The sequence below is a fragment of the Thermus albus genome, assembly GCF_022760855.1.
Lineage (GTDB): Bacteria > Deinococcota > Deinococci > Deinococcales > Thermaceae > Thermus > Thermus albus.
Genome location: NZ_JAKTNR010000002.1, coordinates 91326 through 108353 on the forward strand (window position 1 = coordinate 91326; position 17028 = coordinate 108353).

16 protein-coding genes and 1 pseudogene are annotated in these 17028 nt (G+C 59.0%); 3 read left to right on the forward strand and 14 right to left on the reverse strand.

The genetic code is table 11. The features are described from left to right. Nucleotides 1-256 precede the first annotated feature (256 nt). The 6 genes and pseudogenes from L0D18_RS02445 to L0D18_RS02470 form a co-directional block, all read right to left on the reverse strand. Entirely contained in the window at nucleotides 257-1336 is a 1080-nt protein-coding gene (locus L0D18_RS02445; protein WP_341474582.1) for a glycosyltransferase, read from the reverse strand. Between the two features lie 14 nt (nucleotides 1337-1350). Further along, nucleotides 1351-1686 carry a glycosyltransferase family protein gene (locus L0D18_RS02450; protein WP_243027447.1) on the reverse strand — a complete coding sequence of 112 codons (336 nt, stop codon included), beginning with the start codon at nucleotides 1684-1686 and terminating at the stop codon, nucleotides 1351-1353. Nucleotides 1687-1716: 30 nt separating this feature from the next. Beyond that, nucleotides 1717-2178, reverse strand: a pseudogene (locus tag L0D18_RS02455) (glycosyltransferase); the annotation flags it as partial. Nucleotides 2179-2275: 97 nt separating this feature from the next. Further along, a complete protein-coding gene (locus L0D18_RS02460; protein WP_243027168.1) occupies nucleotides 2276-3478 on the reverse strand; it encodes an EpsG family protein in 1203 nt (400 codons plus the stop codon). 4 nt (nucleotides 3479-3482) lie between these two features. After that, the gene (locus L0D18_RS02465) at nucleotides 3483-4760 is read right to left on the reverse strand and encodes an oligosaccharide flippase family protein (RefSeq protein WP_243027170.1); all 1278 of its coding nucleotides are present in this window, start codon (nucleotides 4758-4760) and stop codon (nucleotides 3483-3485) included. Beyond that, the gene (locus L0D18_RS02470) at nucleotides 4760-6055 is read right to left on the reverse strand and encodes a sugar transferase (protein WP_243027172.1); all 1296 of its coding nucleotides are present in this window, start codon (nucleotides 6053-6055) and stop codon (nucleotides 4760-4762) included. The genes L0D18_RS02465 and L0D18_RS02470 overlap by 1 nt, the downstream gene beginning before the upstream one ends. 44 nt (nucleotides 6056-6099) lie before the next feature. On the opposite strand from L0D18_RS02470, the gene L0D18_RS02475 reads away from it, so the two are divergent. Then, nucleotides 6100-7515: an O-antigen ligase family protein gene (locus L0D18_RS02475; RefSeq protein WP_243027173.1), complete on the forward strand. Its 1416-nt coding sequence runs from the start codon at nucleotides 6100-6102 to the stop codon at nucleotides 7513-7515. Here the strand turns inward: L0D18_RS02475 and L0D18_RS02480 are convergent. The 6 genes from L0D18_RS02480 to L0D18_RS02505 all read right to left on the reverse strand — a co-directional run bounded on the left by L0D18_RS02480 (nucleotide 7426) and on the right by L0D18_RS02505 (nucleotide 12686). Further along, a complete protein-coding gene (locus L0D18_RS02480) occupies nucleotides 7426-9009 on the reverse strand; it encodes an O-antigen ligase family protein (RefSeq protein WP_243027174.1) in 1584 nt (527 codons plus the stop codon). The genes L0D18_RS02475 and L0D18_RS02480 overlap by 90 nt on opposite strands. A 76-nt stretch (nucleotides 9010-9085) precedes the next feature. Continuing rightward, a complete protein-coding gene (locus L0D18_RS12000; protein ID WP_279232125.1) occupies nucleotides 9086-9442 on the reverse strand; it encodes a type II secretion system protein in 357 nt (118 codons plus the stop codon). Nucleotides 9443-9665: 223 nt separating this feature from the next. Then, nucleotides 9666-10286 carry a PulJ/GspJ family protein gene (locus L0D18_RS02490; protein WP_243027175.1) on the reverse strand — a complete coding sequence of 207 codons (621 nt, stop codon included), beginning with the start codon at nucleotides 10284-10286 and terminating at the stop codon, nucleotides 9666-9668. After that, complete coding sequence (locus L0D18_RS02495; RefSeq protein WP_243027176.1) at nucleotides 10283-10729, reverse strand: PulJ/GspJ family protein; 447 nt, start codon at nucleotides 10727-10729, stop codon at nucleotides 10283-10285. Before L0D18_RS02495 ends, L0D18_RS02490 begins: the two co-directional genes overlap by 4 nt. Beyond that, entirely contained in the window at nucleotides 10726-11172 is a 447-nt protein-coding gene (locus L0D18_RS02500; protein WP_243027177.1) for a GspH/FimT family pseudopilin, read from the reverse strand. The genes L0D18_RS02495 and L0D18_RS02500 overlap by 4 nt, the downstream gene beginning before the upstream one ends. After that, the gene (locus L0D18_RS02505) at nucleotides 11169-12686 is read right to left on the reverse strand and encodes a pilus assembly PilX N-terminal domain-containing protein (protein WP_243027178.1); all 1518 of its coding nucleotides are present in this window, start codon (nucleotides 12684-12686) and stop codon (nucleotides 11169-11171) included. Before L0D18_RS02505 ends, L0D18_RS02500 begins: the two co-directional genes overlap by 4 nt. A gap of 69 nt (nucleotides 12687-12755) precedes the next feature. Here L0D18_RS02505 and L0D18_RS02510 point away from each other — a divergent pair, with 69 nt between their 5' ends. After that, the gene (locus L0D18_RS02510; RefSeq protein ID WP_243027179.1) at nucleotides 12756-13946 is read left to right on the forward strand and encodes a thiolase family protein; all 1191 of its coding nucleotides are present in this window, start codon (nucleotides 12756-12758) and stop codon (nucleotides 13944-13946) included. Here the strand turns inward: L0D18_RS02510 and L0D18_RS02515 are convergent. Next, nucleotides 13943-14251, reverse strand: coding sequence for a DUF503 domain-containing protein (locus L0D18_RS02515; protein ID WP_243027180.1), 309 nt, complete (start codon nucleotides 14249-14251; stop codon nucleotides 13943-13945). The genes L0D18_RS02510 and L0D18_RS02515 overlap by 4 nt on opposite strands. Nucleotides 14252-14410: 159 nt before the next feature. Here L0D18_RS02515 and L0D18_RS11865 point away from each other — a divergent pair, with 159 nt between their 5' ends. Next, on the forward strand, nucleotides 14411-14533 hold the full coding sequence (locus L0D18_RS11865) for a hypothetical protein (protein ID WP_279232126.1): 123 nt from the start codon (nucleotides 14411-14413) through the stop codon (nucleotides 14531-14533). Between the two features lie 9 nt (nucleotides 14534-14542). On the opposite strand, the gene L0D18_RS02520 is transcribed toward L0D18_RS11865, so the two are convergent. Further along, nucleotides 14543-17008, reverse strand: a complete 2466-nt coding sequence (locus L0D18_RS02520; protein WP_243027182.1) for a BamA/OMP85 family outer membrane protein — start codon at nucleotides 17006-17008, stop codon at nucleotides 14543-14545. Between the last annotated feature and the right edge of the window lie 20 nt (nucleotides 17009-17028).

A 17028-nucleotide genomic window follows, 5' to 3' on the forward strand; every position in this document is an offset into this window, starting at 1 on the left:
TCTTAATCGGGATTGAGGTAATAGGGAGCCTTGAGCCTGGCCTTTACATGGGAAGGAGTTTCTTTGTGTCCTCAGAGAGAGCTTGTGGTCCATGCTGCTCATTTGGAAACCTTGCAGCCAGGGTTGTGGCCCTTTGTGGAGGGGAAGGTGTGTAAGGTTGTGCGATTGGCAACTATGTCTAGCCGACATCTGAGTGTAGATCTTTGGGATCCTGGCTTATAGATAAAGCTTGGAAAGGGTAGATTAAGCTGGGGGGTTACAGGATAGCCTGGTAGAGCTCCAGGGTTTTCTCTACCATCCTTTCCAATGTCCATTCCTGATCCCAGGGAGGCGGCTGAGAGTAGGCGAGTAATGCCTTTTCCAAAGCACTACTAAGTGCGTCGGAATCCGCTTTTTCCGCTACGAGAGCGCCATGCTTTCGTAGCCATTCGCCTAACCCCGGAGTGGGGGCGGAGACAATAGGTATGGACAGGGCAAAGGCCTCCAGGACCACATAGGGAAAACCCTCATAGCGGCTGGTGAGAAGGAGGAGGTCGAAGGCCGGGAAAACCTCCCTGGCCTCCCTAGTCCCGAGCAGAAGAATCCGTTCCCCAATCCCAAGCTTTTCCGACTCCTTCTCCACTTCCGCCCTTAAAGGGCCATCCCCCACCATGACCAACCTCAGCTGGGAGTCCTTAATGCGGGCGAAGGTCCTCAAGGCCAAAAGGGGGTCTTTCTGGTCGGAAAAGCGTCCAACAAAGCCTACCACCTTCTCCCCCTTCAGGCCAAGAACCCTTCGGGCTTCCTCCCTGGAGGGAAAGCCCTTGGGATCTATACCGTTTAGAACCACTTCCACCCGCTTATATCCTAGCCTTTGTAAGGCATCTCTCTCCCAAGGGGAAACGGCAATGGCCAGGTCGGTGAAGGGGGCCAAAGCCCTTTCCGCTAGATTATAGACCGAAGGCCCTCGCAGACTAATGATGCTGTGAGGAGTGTAAACCGTTTTCGCCCCAATGAGGGAACCCAGGAGCCGGGCTAGGGCACCGGCTTTGGAGCTGTGGCCGTGGACGATGTCGAAGGGCCCGTGTTTCTTGGCGTAGGCGTAAAGCTTCTCCAGAACCGCTATATCGGTTGGATGGGGCCTTCGGTGTATTGGAACGTGAAGGAGGCTAATCCCAGTTTTCTGTAGAAGGGAAAGGTGCTGGGCGAACACGACGTCCATCCGCAAGGGGGAGTAGGCTAAGTGGACTTCGATTCCCCGCCGCCATAGACCAAGGGAGAGGTCCACCACATGCCGCCCAGCGCCGCCTCCTGTGGCCTCTAGTAGTAGGAGAACTCTTGGTTGCACTGCCCCCACCTATTTCTACCAGCTTAGAGCCATCCCCTGCGTCCTTTTAGCAGGCGCTTGAAACGGGTTACCAAGGGTACCGGAAGGGCGAGAAGCAGGGCGTTTTTGGCGAGGCCCAGCCAGCTCTCCTTGTACTGCGGGACGAACTCCCGCAGAAGAATCCGTAGCCGGCTCCACAGTTGTTTGCGGCGTTTCTGCAAGGAGATTCCTGAAGGGTTCACGTGGTACCGAAGAACCCTATCTTCCAAGTTGGCTACGGGGTAGCGTTTGGCCATGCGGAAGAAAAGGTCATAGTCTTCGGCCGCTGGGTAGTGACTGGAGTATAGGCCCACCTCCTTTAGGGCTTCGGTCCGAAACATAATAGCGGAATGGATAAAGCAGTTGCGCCCGTGGAGGCTTCGCAGGATGGCCTGGTACTCGGTTGGGAAGGATTCAGGAAATACCTCCCGACCCTCATCGTCGACAAATTCGACTTGTCCTCCTACCAGGGCATAGGCAGGGTTTTCTTCGAGAAACTTCTTTTGCTTCCAAAAGCGCCCAGGTAGGGATATGTCCCCTGCATCGAGCCTGGCTACGAAGGTGTAGTTACGCTCCATTATCCATTTGAGGCCATGGTTGAGGGCGTATTCTATACCTTGGTTTTGCTCGAGGCGTAACAGGAATCCCCGATGGGGACGACGTAGATGGGGAAGGACTATAGGAGGGGAGCTACCATCATCCACTACGATGACATCCAAGGGGACTTCCGAGGGTAACTGGGAGAGGCTCACCTCGAGACCCTTTTGATCGTTATAGACGGGAATCAAAAGGGCTACCCTTTCATCCTGACCACTTTCTATCCCTGTGTTCATGTTTACACCCAAAGATTTTAACACTCACCTACACCACGTTGCTTGGTGATGTAGGTGGAAAAAACTCGTATGGAAACCTCCGAAAGGTCGTGGGAAATCATCTCGGTATGGGTTGGCTGACACCCCCAAGGTTATCCAAATCTAGCAGAGGGCATTTCCACGGTAGAGCCCAAGGAAAGTAGTAAGAGGGAGGACACGGCTGGTGGTGTAGCACTGTTCTGTAGGGTAAAAAAGGAGTAAGGGATCCTGTAAGTCGGCCATTATAGTCTTGGACAAAATTTTTATAGTTGAAGGCAGATCCAATAATGGCGGCTATACTGAGTGCCAGGAAGAAACTTTTGGTGCGAAATGGGCTCATATGTTCCAGATCTAGAAGACGAAGGGTGAAGAGGGGCAGAGTAACTACCATGAGCTCCACGAATCTTATCCCTACCCAAGCGCTGTAGTAGGCTAAAATCTGAAAAAACAGGGTTGGTATCCCAAGGGTTAGCCAGGAAAAAATCTTCAGTCCCCAGGAAAGCGGGAGGGTGGTTAGTCCTATCAAGAGCACAAGCGCCATCGCTGTTCGAGACATTCCTGGGACTTGGGGGGAGTACACCGTGTGAATGGTAGACAATTTGTTTCCGAAGTAGAAGTCCAGTTTAGCCTGTACGTAATCCCAGTGCCAAAGGAGCAACACGGCATTAATAAGGCCTATGGTCACCCAAATAATCCACCCCCTGCGGCCAATCCGGAGGCTTTCTACAAAGAGAAGTACTGTAACCGGTACCAGAATGGTCAGGTGAAAAAAAGGGCCTAGAAATCCAAAAGCTATAGCCGAAGCCCAGTGATTTCTGCGCAGGGACTGCCAGGCCAGGAGCAAAGAGGCGACGGCCAGGCCGGCCCTTATGGCGTTCATCCCGTACTGGAAAAAGAAGACAGGGATGAAAAAGGCTAAAAGAAAAAATCGTTCCTTCGGATCGCTTCGCCAGAGGAAGACGGTTAAGGCTCCCACAAAGATCACGCCAATAGCTCTTAAGGCTGCAAGGGGAGAGCCCCAGAGGTTGGTTAGCCACCTCGCTAAGAGGTCAAAGCCAGGTTCCATCCCTGTAGGTTGGCCCGATAGGTAGCTGTACCAGAGTAAAGTTTCGTACTGATATGTGTCGGTGCCGCTGTAGCGGAATGCCAATATGATACCTAGAGGGATCATGCCGATCACGAATAGGCTTCTCCTGTTCGTCCAGTATCTCTCTGTAAAGAAGAGTAGGCTAACGCTCCATAAAAGCCCGAACAGATAGACAAGCCCGAGGTAGTCTTCCATAGTTTTACTCCTTGGTCTTTCCTCCCCGTATGATTCCCATAAAGGGCGGAATGCCTGTCTTTTGCCAAAGGAAGAGGGCTTGCCCGAAAGCAGTGAGACTGGCGGAGGCCAGTAGAGAAAAGGCGATACCGATACCTGCGAGAGACGGGGCCAAAAGGAACACTAAGGTAAGGTGAAACATCCCACCCAATAAGACAAACAGGGTTTGGAAACGATCCAGACCCAAGGGCACGAGGAACAAGCCTCCCCATACGGTGCTTAAGGCAGTAAGGGCGATCCAGAAGGCTAGAATACGCACCAGCGAAGAGGCCTCTTCGTAACCTGGGCCGAAGACGATACGTACCAAGGGGGAAGCCATGAGAAAAAGGCCTAGACTTAGGATAACCCCTAGCAAGAAAAAGGCTATAAGGGCTTTTCTCCCTAACGCTAAGGGGGAGGGCTGTTCCTTCCTCAGAAAGCGGGGATAGAAGGCGCGAAACAGGGGATTGAGGAGGGCACTTACAGTGATCACCAGCTTTTCTGCCGCGGCATACTGGGCTACTTGGATTGGAGTTGTATATAGGCCGAGTAAAAAGGCATTTCCCCCCATGGTGAGAGTAGACCCTAGCTGCGCTAAAAAAAGCCACCACCCCTCTCTTAGAGTAAGGGAAACCGAGGCCCAGCGTGGAAGGAGCCTGCGGATAAAGTTGGGTGACCCACCCATGTAGAAGCGCACTGCGATGAGCCAACTTGCACCCGAAGTTACGAGCGCGGTGGTGCTTGCGATCAAGGCGTAGACGAACCCTCCTTCTGGTCCTCGCACCCAAAGAAAAAGTGCGACAATCGTAAGCAAACGTTGCCCCATCTCTAAGAGAAGCGGAAGTAAAACCAAGCCTCTGCCCCAAAAGAGCCAATTCAAACTGAAGGCCTGGGCAATTACTAATCCATAGAATGGAAGGAGCAGGTGCCAAGTCCTTTGAACCGAAGGTACAGGATAGAGCCCCAGCAGCAGGCCGAAGCCAAGGGCAGCTAGGAAACCCTGCGCCACCACTACCCTACCGATGTTTTCCGTGACCTGTTCTGGATTGTCTATGGTGGCTACTTTACGAGAAGCCGATAGCTCAAAACTATAGTTTACGAGAACGAGCAGGTAGGAAACTAGCCCTTGAGCGAAGGCTACCTGCCCATAAACCTCCGGACCCAAGGTTCTAGCTAGATAAGGTACCGTAACGAAGCCTAAAGCCTGGTTCAAACCATGGAGGAAATAGAGGAACAAGACGAGTCGCGAGAAAGAAGATCCCATTACCAAGCCCCATGTTTTTTCAGGACTGCCCAAAGGGTTCTAGCTAGGATATACAGATCCAGCCATACCGACCAGTTCTGCACATAGTACCGGTCCAGCTCAACCCTTTGTTCGTAGGACAGGTGGTTCCGCCCGGAAACCTGCCAAAGCCCAGTGAGGCCTGGTTTCACCTTAAGGTAAAGCTGTGCATGGTTACCATAGCGCTCCAGCTCCACCACGGTGACGGGTCTTGGGCCTACTAGGCTCATTTCCCCCCGGAGGATGTTTACAGCCTGGGGAATCTCGTCCAAGGAGTAGCGCCTCAAGAAGCGCCCTATGCTCAGGATACGGGGGTCGTTTCGCAGCTTTTGGTTATGCTCCCACTCCGCTTGGGCAGCGGGATCTTTGGCCAGAAGTTCCCTTAGCACCTTTTCTCCATCTTGACGCATGGTGCGGAATTTGAGGAGGAAAAACTCCTTCCCTCCCTCCCTCACCCTCCGGTGGCGGTAGAAGGGGCCTCCCCCATCTTCCAGCCAAAGGAGGAGGGCTATAGGGGGCAAGAGGAGGAGGAAGGGGATCAGGAGGAGGGTTCCCCCCACCAGGTCCAAGGCCCTTTTGAGGCGCAGGTTGTGGGGGAGGAAGAGGTTTTGCCTCACCTCCAAAACGCCAACCCCGCCAAAGTCCCGCACCTCGGCCCAAAGAACCCCTCCCCGCCAGCGGGAGAGGGCGGAAAGGGGGAGGAAGACCCTGGGGAAAGGGGGGAGGGCGTTGGGGTCGGGGATCTCCTCCATCAGCACCCCATAGGTCCAAGGGCCTAGGGGGGCGGGCTTCAGCCCAAGGCGCCTAGCGCCATCCAGGACCTCCCGCAAGCGCTCCCCATCCCCTGCCACCAGAAGCCCACCCCCCCACCAGTCCCTAGGGGAATAGAGGTGGCGTAGGAGGGCCCTTAGGAGGGGAAGGAGGAGGAGGGCTAGGAGAAAGGCCAAAAGGAAGGAAAACCGGGAGTAGAGGGGGCCCGTCTTGGAGAGGAAGGCCCCCGCCAAGAGGAGGAGGAAGCCCAAGGCGGTGGCGGTCCAAAGCCTCTTAAGCTCCAGGGCCGGGTGGAGGCCCAAGGCGGGGTAGAGGCCAAAGGCGCTAAAGAGGAGGGGGAAGACGGAGAAGGCGGGGAGGAGGCGGAGGTAGAGTTCCGGGTCTATGGTCCCCCCTGTGTAGGCCCTTAGGGCCAAGGCGGTGGAGATGGAGAGGCCGAGGGCCAGAAGGTCCGAGAGGAGGAGGAGAAGGCCCGTAAGCCAGGGAAGGGGTAGGCCGCCTCCCATGGCTCTTTTCCAAGACACCTTAGGCCACGCCATATACTGATTACATGGTATCAAGCCCCCCAAGGCGGTTGGAGAAATGGCGCTGGCTATGGGCGGTCTTCGTCTTCCTCTACCCCTTTGTGGTCCTCCCCGGGGTCCCGGGGCACGGCCCCGTCACCCTTGCCAAGCACTTCTATGTCTACCTCTTCCTGCTGGCTGCCCTCCTTTCTGGAATAAAGCTTTCTGGCAATCCCAGCCTTCCTGGGCTCCTTAAGGACCTAAGGGGTTTTCTCAGGAACCCCCTTCCCCACCTTAAGAAGGACCTCCCCGTCACCCTCCTCGCCCTACTGGGCCTCACCATGGCCCTGGCCACCCTCTTTTCCCCGGAGCCCATCGTGGCCCTAACGGGTTCTCTTTCGGACTACACGGATGGCCTCCTTTGGTCCTGGCCCATGCTGGTCCTGGCCTTTTTGGCCTACCGCCACAGCCAGGAGGACCCGGAAACAGGGCTTTATATTGCCAAGGCCACGGTCCTGAGCGCGGGAGTTCTGGCCCTTTGGGGGCTTTTGGAGGTCCTCCTGGGGCGGGGCTTCTTTTACTCCACGGCCTCCCAGAACCTACCGATGGCCACCTTCCCCCAGAAGGGCCACCTCTCTGGCTACTTCGTCCTGGGGGTGGGCGTGGCCATGGGCCTGAGGAGCCCGTGGGGGCTTGTCCTCTCGGCCATGGGGATAGGCCTGGCCTACAACCGGACCGGCCTTTTGGCCCTGGCCCTCCTCATAGGGGTCTACGGGTACCTCTCGATCCGCAAGAGGATGGGGCGGGAAGGGCTCCGCCTGGCCTTGGCGGTCTTCCTGGGGGTGGCCGTGGGTATGGGGGCGGTGAGGCTTTCCGAGGGGAGAGGAGGGGAGGGGGGAGGGGCCGTGCGGGAGGTGGGGAATCCCGGCACCTTTTTCACCCGCCTCTACTACTGGCAGGCCTCCTTGGAGGGTATCGCCCACCGCCCCCTTTTGGGGTATGGCGGGGGGGTTTTTGAGCACCACTGGGCGGGGTTCCTGGACCGGAAGACCGCGGAGGCCTTTTTGCGGGATGAGTTCGGTAAGGGGGACCATGAGCTCTTGGAGGTTCTTAGCGCCCCTGGGGTGGACCCGGTTTTCATCCTGAAGCGGCCCGATGGGGAACTGGAGGCCCTCCGCATCTACAGCTTCCGGGCCCACAACGGCTACCTGGAGGTGGCCCTGAAGTGGGGCCTTCCGGCCCTCCTCCTCTACCTGGGCCTCCTCCTCCTGGGCCTAAAGGGGCTTTTCCGGCTATCCCCCTTAAGCTTTGGGCTACTTGGGATTCACGCCTTCTTTCTCTTCTGGTTCCCCATCCCCGAGGAGGAGGGGGTGTTATGGGCCCTTTGGGGGGCCAGTTTGGCGGGGGTCCCGGAGGCCCTCCCAAAGGGAGCGAAGCCCGTGGGAGGAGGGGAAGTGCCTTAGGCCTAGCTCCAGGGCTTCCTTCGCTTCCTCCCTCCTTCCCGCTCCCAGCGCGGCCTTAGCCCAGAGGATGTAGAAGCTCTCCCGGGCATAGGGGAAGCGGAGGGCGAGTTCCCGGGCTATTTCCAGACGGGCTTCCCCATTCGACAGGCCCTCCAGGGCCAAGAGGAGGGGCCAGGGGGAAAGGGGGTAGCGCCTCCTGGCCTCCTCCAGGAGGGCGGAGGCCTCCTCGGGGCTCCCTTGGCGCAGGGCCTCTTGGGTATAGGAGGGGAAGAAGAGGTGCCTTTGGGCGCAGTGGTAACCCCCGCAGGGCCAGTACCAAAGGAGGGCCAGGAGGCTTGCCGCTAAAACCCCTCCAAGCCCCAAGGGCCTGGGGGAAGGGAGGAGGGTAGGGGTAGCGGCCCCTAGGGTCAAAAAGGCCAGGGCCAGGTAACTTGGGTAGTAGCCGCTCACATCGAAGAGCATGGGGGCCCATAGGCCAAGGGCGCTTAGGGCCCAAGGCCAGTCCCGGCCCCTAAGGGCGCGCACGGAGGGCCAGAGGAGAAGGAGGAGGAGGCCAAACCGCACCACGCCCCCTGTGGCCAACGTTTCCAGGAGGTAGTTGTGGGGGCTACGGGACCAGACTCCAGGGAGGCCAGGGTAGTCCATGAAGGCCTCGAAGACCTGGCTGTAGGTGCCGTTTCCCATCCCCAAGGGGTGCTGGAAGGCCATCCGCAAGGCCAGGCGGGCCATGAGGAGCCGGGCCTCCACGTTGCCGATGCCCTCCCCCGTGGCCCCTTGGGCTTCATCCCGGGTTTGGGCCGCTTTAAGGCTTAGGGCGTTGAGGATGGCGTTGCCGGGGACAAGGGCTTCCAGGGTCCCCACCCAAAGGAGGGCGAGGAGGAAGAGGAGGAGGGCCCTTCGCCCAAGGCCCTCCTTGCGCAAAAGGAGGAGGGCTAAGGGCAGGAGGAAGAGGAGGGGCAGGTAAACGGCCCTGGCTCCTGAGATGAGGACCCCGTAGAGGGCCAGGACGAGGAGGAGACCCTGGGGCCAAAGGAGCCCCTCCCTCCTCGCGGTCCGGGCCAGGAAGAGGGGCAGGGCCCCTAAGGCTATGGAGCCCAGGAGGTAGTGGTGGGACCCTGAGATGTAGACGACAAGCCCCGCCTGCCACAGGGCCAAGGCGGTGTAGAGGCCGTCCAGGAGGAGAAAGGCAAGGAGGAGCAATACGCCCACCCGCCACCTTCCAGCCGCCAGGCCCAAAAGGGGCCAGACCTCCCACAGGGCGGCCACCAGGGTATGCCCTGGGGCCAAGCTCCAGAGGAGGGAAAGGAGCCCAAAGCCCCACCAGGCCCAGGCGAGGGGAGGGGGACCAACCCCTAAGAGGACGGAGAGGAGGAGAAGTCCAATCCCCAGGAGGGCCAGGGAGAGGGGAGGCTCCTGGAAGAGGTGGTAGGGGGTTTGCCAGAGAAGGTAGAGGCCCAGGAGGTAGAGGCCTCCGGAGAGGGCTAGCCTCCACATGGCCCTAGGATAGGGGAAAGGGGGGCTAAAAGGAGAGGGCTTCCCCCTAACTGAGGGAAGCCCTCTCCCCTAGGCCTTACGGGACTGTGTATGTCTCGTCCTGCGCGGATTTAACCGTAACTTTGGGGGTGTTGTCTCCGGCGTCTTCCACCTTGCATTCAGTCACAACCCCCGTGCCCGGGTTAGGTACGGAGTAGGATCCGGCGGAGTAACCCTCCTTGCAGTTATCGGACGTGACAACGGTGTGGTTGGGGTTCTCCGCCACGTAGGCAAAGGCCGCCTTGTAGACGTTCTGAGCGTAGGCTTGGGCCGCCCGGTTTACCGCGGTTTTCCTGGCGTTCAGCAGGTTGGGGATTAGGACCGCTGCCAAGATGCCGATGATAGCGATGACGATCAGGAGCTCAATCAAGGTAAAGCCTTTTGCGTTACGCATACTTTCTAACCTCCTTAGGGGTTTCCGCGCTTTCATGTATTGCGCGGCCATGAGTGCCTGTTGCCGATGGGCCTAACGTTTTAGCATTCTCAGCACTTTTAACCTCCCTCTCACCTCCTTTCAAGGAGCATTTTTCTTCCCCCCGGCCCCGCTGTCAACCCCCCCTTTTGGGGGGGGTACAGCTTTAGGGTGGGGTAGGGGTGTGAAAGGGGTGTGAAAATCCTCATTGGGCATTCCGGGGGTAGATGGTGAGGGTATAGACTTGGTCCCTCCCTGGCACGTACAGCTCACGGTTGCCCACCTTGTTCTTCACACGGAGGTTCAGGGTGATGCGAAGGGGGTTGGAAGCAAGGGAGAAAAGCTGAAGGTTCTCCTTATCAATGAGGTCAAGAACCACATACCATTGGGCTTGCGAAAAAGTGGTGGCTGAACAGTTCTGGTTGTTAAGGCGGTACTCCAAGAGCATCCTTGTGTTCGCATCCGCCCAAGCGTTGGGGGATTTGTAGTCATCCGAAACGTCCTTACGCTCTTTGAGGCGGTAAGCCTTGAGCTGGCAAAGGTTACCGCTTGGGTTTGGAATAAGCGCCGCAATGCAGTTGGGAGGGCTACATTGCTCACCGTTTACGTTTACATTGGCTGAACCCAATATAGCCCGGGCCTCCTGAAGGGTATCGGCTAGGTACCCTGCAGCATCCTTTACTTCTTCCCAAAGCTGCGCTTGCGCACGAGCTATTTGATTGCTGGAGATGGTAGTTTGAGTAAAGGCTAAGAGGGCAAGGGTGAAAATGGCCAAAACAGCAAGGGCCACTAGGATTTCCAACAAGGTGAAACCGTCCCTCTTCATGGTGACCACTCCCGAAAAAAGGTGTATGCTTTGTTACCCCCAGATAGGGTTAGCTTCAGGGTTACAAGGGTGCACCTAACAGTTTGATTGCCTTGTGTGCAGTTAACGGTACATGTGAACGTGCTGTCGACCTGTGTGCACGGGCTGAGGGTGATGGAGGAATCCTTCGGGAAACGCCCACCGGCTTCTAAGGTTACTGCGAAACCCGCAGTTTGGGAGGGTGCTGGCACGGTTAAAACGTACGCGTTCCCTGAAGCACTGTAAACCGCATTCCTGGTGGCTCTTTCAAAGAAGTCCTTGGCCACCGTTACGGCTCTCCCTTCAGCGCTGGTGGCCCGATTCACACGGAAGATGCCAAGAAAAGAGCTGAGGACGAGGCCACTAATGAGACCGAAGATGGCTACGGCAACCAAGATTTCAACAAGAGAAAAGCCCTTTTTCATCGCACCACCACCTTGGCGGTAACCCCTATGACGTGAACCGAGCGTGTTAAGTCCGTATACCGCTCATGTTTGAGGGTGAACTTCTTTAAAGGAGCGTCTGTCGTGCCATAGGGCGGATAAAAGGTTATGGTGACGGGCGTAGAGGAATGATTGGTGGTAATGGTCACACCCGATAGGGTAAACGTTGGAGAAGAGAGGTTGTCACAGTTCGTTCCCGAGGCCCAGCCTACAGTGGAGGAGGTAAATACCTTCACGCACCGAGAACTATTGGTGCGCTTCGCTTCCGCGCGCGCTTGCTGAAAGGCCCATGCCAGGGAACGGGCCACCTCATCCAACTGGGCCTGGGCCCGCCAGCGGAGGTAGTTGGGTACGGTGAGGCCCAGGAGAAACCCCAGTATTCCCAACACGATGAGAAACTCCAGCAGGGAAAATCCCCTCTTCACAGCCGCCTCCAGGTTCCAGAAAGGGGAGTGAGATTTAAGCTTTCGCTACGAAATTTGGCAAGAACGAGCGGATCGTAGAACACCTTAGGTTCTTCCTGACCGGTACCAGTGATGTCGGTGCGACACTCTTGGTTCCCGCCTTGGGTACAGTTGCTGTTTACCTGGCCTTCTGCTATGATCGCACCGCGGATAACAGCGTTACCCTGTTGGTTGTAGTCACCTGTGACGTAGATTAAACCTTTAAAGCCGCTTCGGCAAGTGCCATTTACGGTTAGATTGCCAAAGACGACCAGGATGCCTTCGCCGCACAAACTGTCATTACCGGAAAGGTGGACCTCACCCTGGAGTACTTTTATCTCCCCATTGTTAAGAGTCCCGTTAAAGGATTTGGTGATTCCGTAGTAATTTTGAAAAGTGGTCTTACTTACGCCGAAAACTCTCATGAAAAGCTCGTCTCCGGTAGAGGGTAGCAGAGAGTCAGAGCCCGTAAGGGTGCCGCCAGAAACCTGGGCTTTCCCATCTACCTTAATCGAGCCCTTGGTATCAACAGCAACTATCTGAGGAGCTAAAGGGGTTCCTTCGGGTATGGAGGGTAGAGTTTCCTCTATGGAAATCGTTTTGTTTTGGGTGTCAACATTACTAATGGTCACTTCCGGCGCTTCATTACCTAGGATGATTTTTGCTTTTTGCCCCTGGACTAGTCCTACCACTGTGGTGAGGTGAAGCGTTTTGCCATCCGTAGACAGCGACCGCACCCCGTATTCCACCAACGCCACTTTGGCCCCGTTTTCTATGATGTCACCATCACTAACGTGGATGAGCTCTAAAGTAAGCGTATTGCCCCTTTTGCCTTTTACTTTGTAAGTCTTGGGACCGGAACCGGTGAGGATTTGGATGTAGCCCTCTAGCGGTATCAGTTGGGTGGCTGTGGGGTCTGATAGAGCCAGCTCAAATGTTCCCTGTTGGGGTACCGTTAAATTCCCGTTAGGTAAGGACACTGTGGAAAGCCCTTCTTCAGGGAATGCGCGAGGTAGCAGGCCGTTACCGAAGCCTTCTCCTACGATTTCAACGTCACCCGAGATTTTCACTTGTTGCTGGAGAGAGCTTACAGCTGCGTTGATCTTTATGGGAAAGTTGCATCCCCGGAAGGCTCTCTCTACCCGTGCCTTGGCATTGGCGTACTCAGCTTCGGCTCTCAGGCGTAGAGGGCCATACAAAATGGGTTGACCATCATTTGGGACAGCTTCGTCGTTCACGTAATAGATAGCTGTTAAGGAGTTCCAAACATACTTTTGGGGAACCCGCCCACATTCATTGGGTTGAGCGTTGGCTTCAGCTAGCACAGGAAAAGCATCCAAAGCGCTTTCTGCTACTAGAAAAGCTTGGTAAGTACCCCGCTCCACAGCGCTACCTTTCAGGGCACCCAGGGCCATGTAGCTGGTGGCCGCTAAAAGACCTGAGAAGACCACCAAAAGCACGATAAGCACAATGGGCGTTGCAATACCCTTCCTCATGGTTCTCAGTATGGGTGGATCAACCAGGAAAGCGCATCCCCCAAATGGGGGACGGGGTATGATAGGCCCATGCAAGAGGTCTACATCATCTCCGCGGTGCGCACCCCCATAGGCCGGTTTGGGGGGGCGCTGAAGGACGTGAGCCCAGTGGAGCTAGGGGCCCATGCCATGGGGGCGGCCCTGGACCGGGCGGGGGTGGAGGGGAAGGCCTTGGACCTCTACGTCTTCGGCAACGTGCTGAGAGCCGGCCATGGGCAGCTCCTTCCCCGGCAGGCGGCCCTTAAGGCCGGTATCCCCAAGGAGGTGGACGGGTACCAGGTGGACATGGTCTGCGCCTCGGGGATGATGGCGGTGATGAACGCGGTCCAGTTCCTGAGGACGGGGGAGGCCCACCTGGTCTTGGCCGGGGGGATGGAGTCCATGAGCCAGGCGGGGTTTTACCTCTCCCATAGGGCGAGGTGGGGGTACAAGTTCCTCATGGGGGCGCCGGAAGGCCTTCAGGATATCCTCCTCAGGGACGGCCTATCGGACCCCTTCAGCGGGGAGGCCATGGGGGAGCAGGCGGAAAGGCTGGCCCAGGACTACGGGGTAACCCGGGAGGAGGTGGACGAGGCCGCCTACCTCTCCCACCAAAGGGCGGCGGAGGCCACGGAGAAGGGGTGGTTTGCCCAGGAGATCGCCCCCATGGAGCTTCCCGGGAAGAAGGGCCCGGTGGTGGTGGAGAAGGATGAGGGCATCCGCCCCGAGACCACCTTGGAGTCTTTGGCCTCCCTGAGGCCCGCCTTCCGCAAGGATGGGGTCCTCACTGCGGGCAACAGTAGCCAGATCTCCGACGGGGCCGCGGCCCTCCTTTTGGCCTCGGAGGAGGCGGTGAAGGCCCATGGCCTAAAGCCCCTGGCCCGGGTCCTGGGGGGAGCCTGGGCGGCGGGGGAGGCCTGGCGCTTCCCCGAGGCGCCCATCCCTGCGGTGAAGCGGCTTCTGGACCGGCTGGGGATGCGCCTAGAGGACTTCGGCCTCTTTGAGAACAACGAGGCCTTTGCTCTCAACAACGTCCTTTTCCATCGGCTTCTTAAGGTACCCTACGAGCGCCTTAACGTCTTCGGGGGGGCGGTGGCCCTGGGGCATCCCATCGGGGCCAGCGGGGCCAGGATTCTGGTCACCCTTCTGAACGCCCTTAGGGCAAGAGGGGAGGAAAGGGGCCTGGCGGCCATCTGCCATGGCACCGGGGGGTCCACGGCCTTGGCGGTGGAGTTGGTCTAGACCAGGCCGTCCAGGTCAAAGGCCTCGAGGCGAAACTCCTCCAAGGCCACCCGGAAGGCCCCCTGGTAGGCGAGGAAGCGGGCCGCTTCCCGCAAGGTTTCCTCCACCCAGGCGGGGTCGTTGCCCAGGAGGCTTAGGCCCACCACCTCAAACCCCCAGGCGTCCAGGCCGTATAGCCTTGCGGCGCTCACGGGGAAGCGGGCCTTGACCCGTTCCAGGACGGGCTTGATAAGGGCGCGCTTTTCCTTGAGGCTACGGGCTTTGGTCTCCAGCCTTGCGGTGTAGAGGCCCAGGTAAGCTTTCATGGCAAGGACGCCGCCAGCGTCAAGGATAGTTTGCAATGGACCGGGCTTTGGCGCAACCATAACCCTTCCTCTTTTGCCGCGATGGCTTCCACCTGGCGGTAAAGGACAGGTAGGGCTTGGCGGCGTCACCCATGGGGAGGAGGCGGGTTTGGTTGTGGGATGCCCGCAATACGAGGCCGCTTTCCCCTACCCGGTTCTCCCCGAGCCAAGGGCCTCGAGGCGCCGCACGCCGCGGCGGCCCACTTGGGCGGGGACCTCTTAGCCCAAGACCTCTTGGGCTAAGAGGCCATCCTAGAACATGGGCCCGATGCGGAAGTGGAGCCGGCCCGTGGGGCTTTCTGGGCTGAAGGCGTAGTCCAGGCGCAAGGAGGGAAGGAGGGCCCCAAACAGGTCCAGGTCCAGCTGGAAGCCTAGGCCTGCCCCCCACTTCACCCCGCCGGTGTTGTCGGCAAGGCCCAGGTCGGTGAAAAGGATGCCGTAGAGGTTGGTCCCCCCCTGGGGGGAGAGGCGGAAGTCGTAGCGGTACTCCACGCTCCCCGTGGCGAAGGAAAGCCCCCCATATTTGCGGTCCTCGTAGCCCCTTAGGAGGAAGGCCTCGGCCCCACCTCCGGAGAGGAAGAACCGTTCCCCCTCTGGGGGGAAGCCAAACAGGGTGCCCGCGGAGAGGCGGAAGGCCAGGGCCTGGCGTTTTTCCTCGTCCAAGGGCAGGTAGGTTTTGCCCGTGGCCACCAGGGGCACGAAGAAGCTCCGCCCCCCCGTGTCGGGGAAGGAAAGGCCTAAACCGGTGCTGAGGCCCGCCTCGTAGCCTTGGGTACGGAAGCGGGGGTTGTCCACCTCGGTGTAGGTGAGGCCGGTGTCCAGCCTCAGGGTCCAGCCGGGGGTAGGGAGGAGGCTTTGCGCCTGGCCCAGATCCCTGTAGTTCGTGCCGTCGCAGTACTTGGGGTCGCCGGGGTCGCTGACCGCGGGGTCGCAAGGGGCCTTGGGGTCATAGACCTCCAGGGCATACGCCGAGCGCCTCAAGGAAAGCCCCAAGGAGAGGCGCAGGTTCTCCAGGTCCTTGGAGAAGGGGCGGGAGAGGGAGAACCCACCCCCACTGCGCCTTTCCGTGTACTCCCATTTTGTGTCTGTGCTCCCGTCCAAGAGCTTGTTGTTGCCGATAGGGGTGGAGAAGAGGCTAAAGGAGAGGCTGGTGCGCACCTCCTTGAGGTCCAAATACTCCAGGTAGAGCCAGGGGATGGTGTAGCTTAAGGAGAAGGAGAGGTTGTCCTTGGCGTCGTTTTGCACGAAGGCCAGGTCCACCCCCACCTGGTGGGCCAGGCCGAAGAGGTTGGTCTCCTTGAAGGAAACGCTTCCCGACCAGCCCTCCAGGGAGCTCCAGCCCAAGGCGGGCTGGAAGAGCCCGGTGCGGGCCTCCTTCAGGGAGAGGACCACCAGCACCTGGTCCTCCTTTTCCCCCGGGGCCAGCCGCACCCCGGGCGGCTCGGAGAGAAGCCCCGTGGCCATGAGCCGGGCGATGGCCTGGCGCAGGGCAGGGACGCTGAAGAGGCTTCCCGGCTTGGGCAGCTCCCTTAGGATCACCTCCTCCTGGGTGCGGTGCTCCCCTTGCCACTCCAGGCGGTAGCCCCCGATCTTGAGCTCCAGCACCTGGAGGCGGAAGACCCCTTCCTGGAAGCCATAGCGCACGTCGGCCACCTCATACCCCTTTTCCTGGTAATAGGTGGCGATGCGCCTGGCATCCTCCTGGGCCAGGGCGGGGGTGTAGACCTCCCCGGGCTTGAGCCGGAGAAGGCCGAGAAGGGTTTCCGCGGGGAAGGCGGTGTTGCCGGTGATCTCCACCCGTTCTATGGCCCCGCCCTCGGGCCCCGCCTGGAGCCGTACCACCACCCCCTCCCCTTCCGGCTCCAGGCTGAAGTTCACCACCCGGGAAAGTTTTTTGGAAAGGGCCTGCACCCCTTCCAGGAGGAGGTCGTAGCGCAGGTAATCCCCTTCCTTGAGGGGAAAGCCGGTGAGGTCCAGGCCATCGCCCTCCAGGCGCACCACCTTTAGCTCCTGCACGGCCACGGTGAGGACCCCTTCCTCCAGCCGGCTCGCCTGAGGGTCGGGGCCGCTAAAGCGATACCCCGCCCGCTCGTAGCGGGCGGCCAGGGCCCTAAGGGCCTCCTGGTACTTGGCGAAGTCAAAGGGGCCCTTTAGGGCTTCCAAGGGCTTTAGGAGCTCGGCCTGGGGGAGGAGGCTTGCCCCTTCCAGGCGCACCTCCTTCACCTCCGGGGTTTCCTGGACCCGGAAGGTGAGGAGGATCTTACCCCCTTGTTCCTTGGCCTCCGTCTCCACCTGGGGGGCGAAGGGGAAGCCATTTTGCCGATAAGCTTGGGAAAGGGCTTTGGCGGCGTCTTGGGCCCTAAGCGGGTTATAGGTGGCCTCCGGGCCGATGGCGAAGTTCTGCTCCAGAAAGCGCAGGAGGGCCTCCTGGGGGAAGGCCTGGCCCTCCACCCTCACCTGGGCGATGGGGGGGTAGGGGGTGAGGATCACCTTGAGGACGTCCCCTTTCAGCTCCACCTCCACCCTTTGGAAGTAGCCGGTGGCCAGGATGGCCTTTTTGGCCTCCTCGAGGTCCCCAGGCTCATCCCCCACGCCAAAGGGCAGGGCGGCCCGGGCTAGGGCCTGGAGAACGGGGTCCCCTCCTTCCACCACCACCTCCCGGATGGGGGCGGCCAGGGCCATCAGGCCCAAGAGGGCCAAGGCAAGAAGCCGTTTCATGGGCGAGAGCTTACCAAAAG

Coding starts and splice junctions, on each gene's coding strand:
- L0D18_RS02495 (WP_243027176.1), bottom strand. CDS start 10,729: ATGAAAAAGGGCTTTTCTCTTGTTGAAATCTTGGTTGCCGTAGCCATC.
- L0D18_RS02515 (WP_243027180.1), bottom strand. CDS start 14,251: ATGAAAGCTTACCTGGGCCTCTACACCGCAAGGCTGGAGACCAAAGCC.
- L0D18_RS02490 (WP_243027175.1), bottom strand. CDS start 10,286: ATGAAGAGGGACGGTTTCACCTTGTTGGAAATCCTAGTGGCCCTTGCT.
- L0D18_RS02475 (WP_243027173.1), top strand. CDS start 6,100: ATGGTATCAAGCCCCCCAAGGCGGTTGGAGAAATGGCGCTGGCTATGG.
- L0D18_RS02520 (WP_243027182.1), bottom strand. CDS start 17,008: ATGAAACGGCTTCTTGCCTTGGCCCTCTTGGGCCTGATGGCCCTGGCC.
- L0D18_RS02450 (WP_243027447.1), bottom strand. CDS start 1,686: ATGTTTCGGACCGAAGCCCTAAAGGAGGTGGGCCTATACTCCAGTCAC.
- L0D18_RS02470 (WP_243027172.1), bottom strand. CDS start 6,055: ATGGGAGGCGGCCTACCCCTTCCCTGGCTTACGGGCCTTCTCCTCCTC.
- L0D18_RS02460 (WP_243027168.1), bottom strand. CDS start 3,478: ATGGAAGACTACCTCGGGCTTGTCTATCTGTTCGGGCTTTTATGGAGC.
- L0D18_RS02480 (WP_243027174.1), bottom strand. CDS start 9,009: ATGTGGAGGCTAGCCCTCTCCGGAGGCCTCTACCTCCTGGGCCTCTAC.
- L0D18_RS11865 (WP_279232126.1), top strand. CDS start 14,411: ATGCCCGCAATACGAGGCCGCTTTCCCCTACCCGGTTCTCCCCGAGCC.
- L0D18_RS02505 (WP_243027178.1), bottom strand. CDS start 12,686: ATGAGGAAGGGTATTGCAACGCCCATTGTGCTTATCGTGCTTTTGGTG.
- L0D18_RS02510 (WP_243027179.1), top strand. CDS start 12,756: ATGCAAGAGGTCTACATCATCTCCGCGGTGCGCACCCCCATAGGCCGG.
- L0D18_RS02465 (WP_243027170.1), bottom strand. CDS start 4,760: ATGGGATCTTCTTTCTCGCGACTCGTCTTGTTCCTCTATTTCCTCCAT.
- L0D18_RS12000 (WP_279232125.1), bottom strand. CDS start 9,442: ATGCGTAACGCAAAAGGCTTTACCTTGATTGAGCTCCTGATCGTCATC.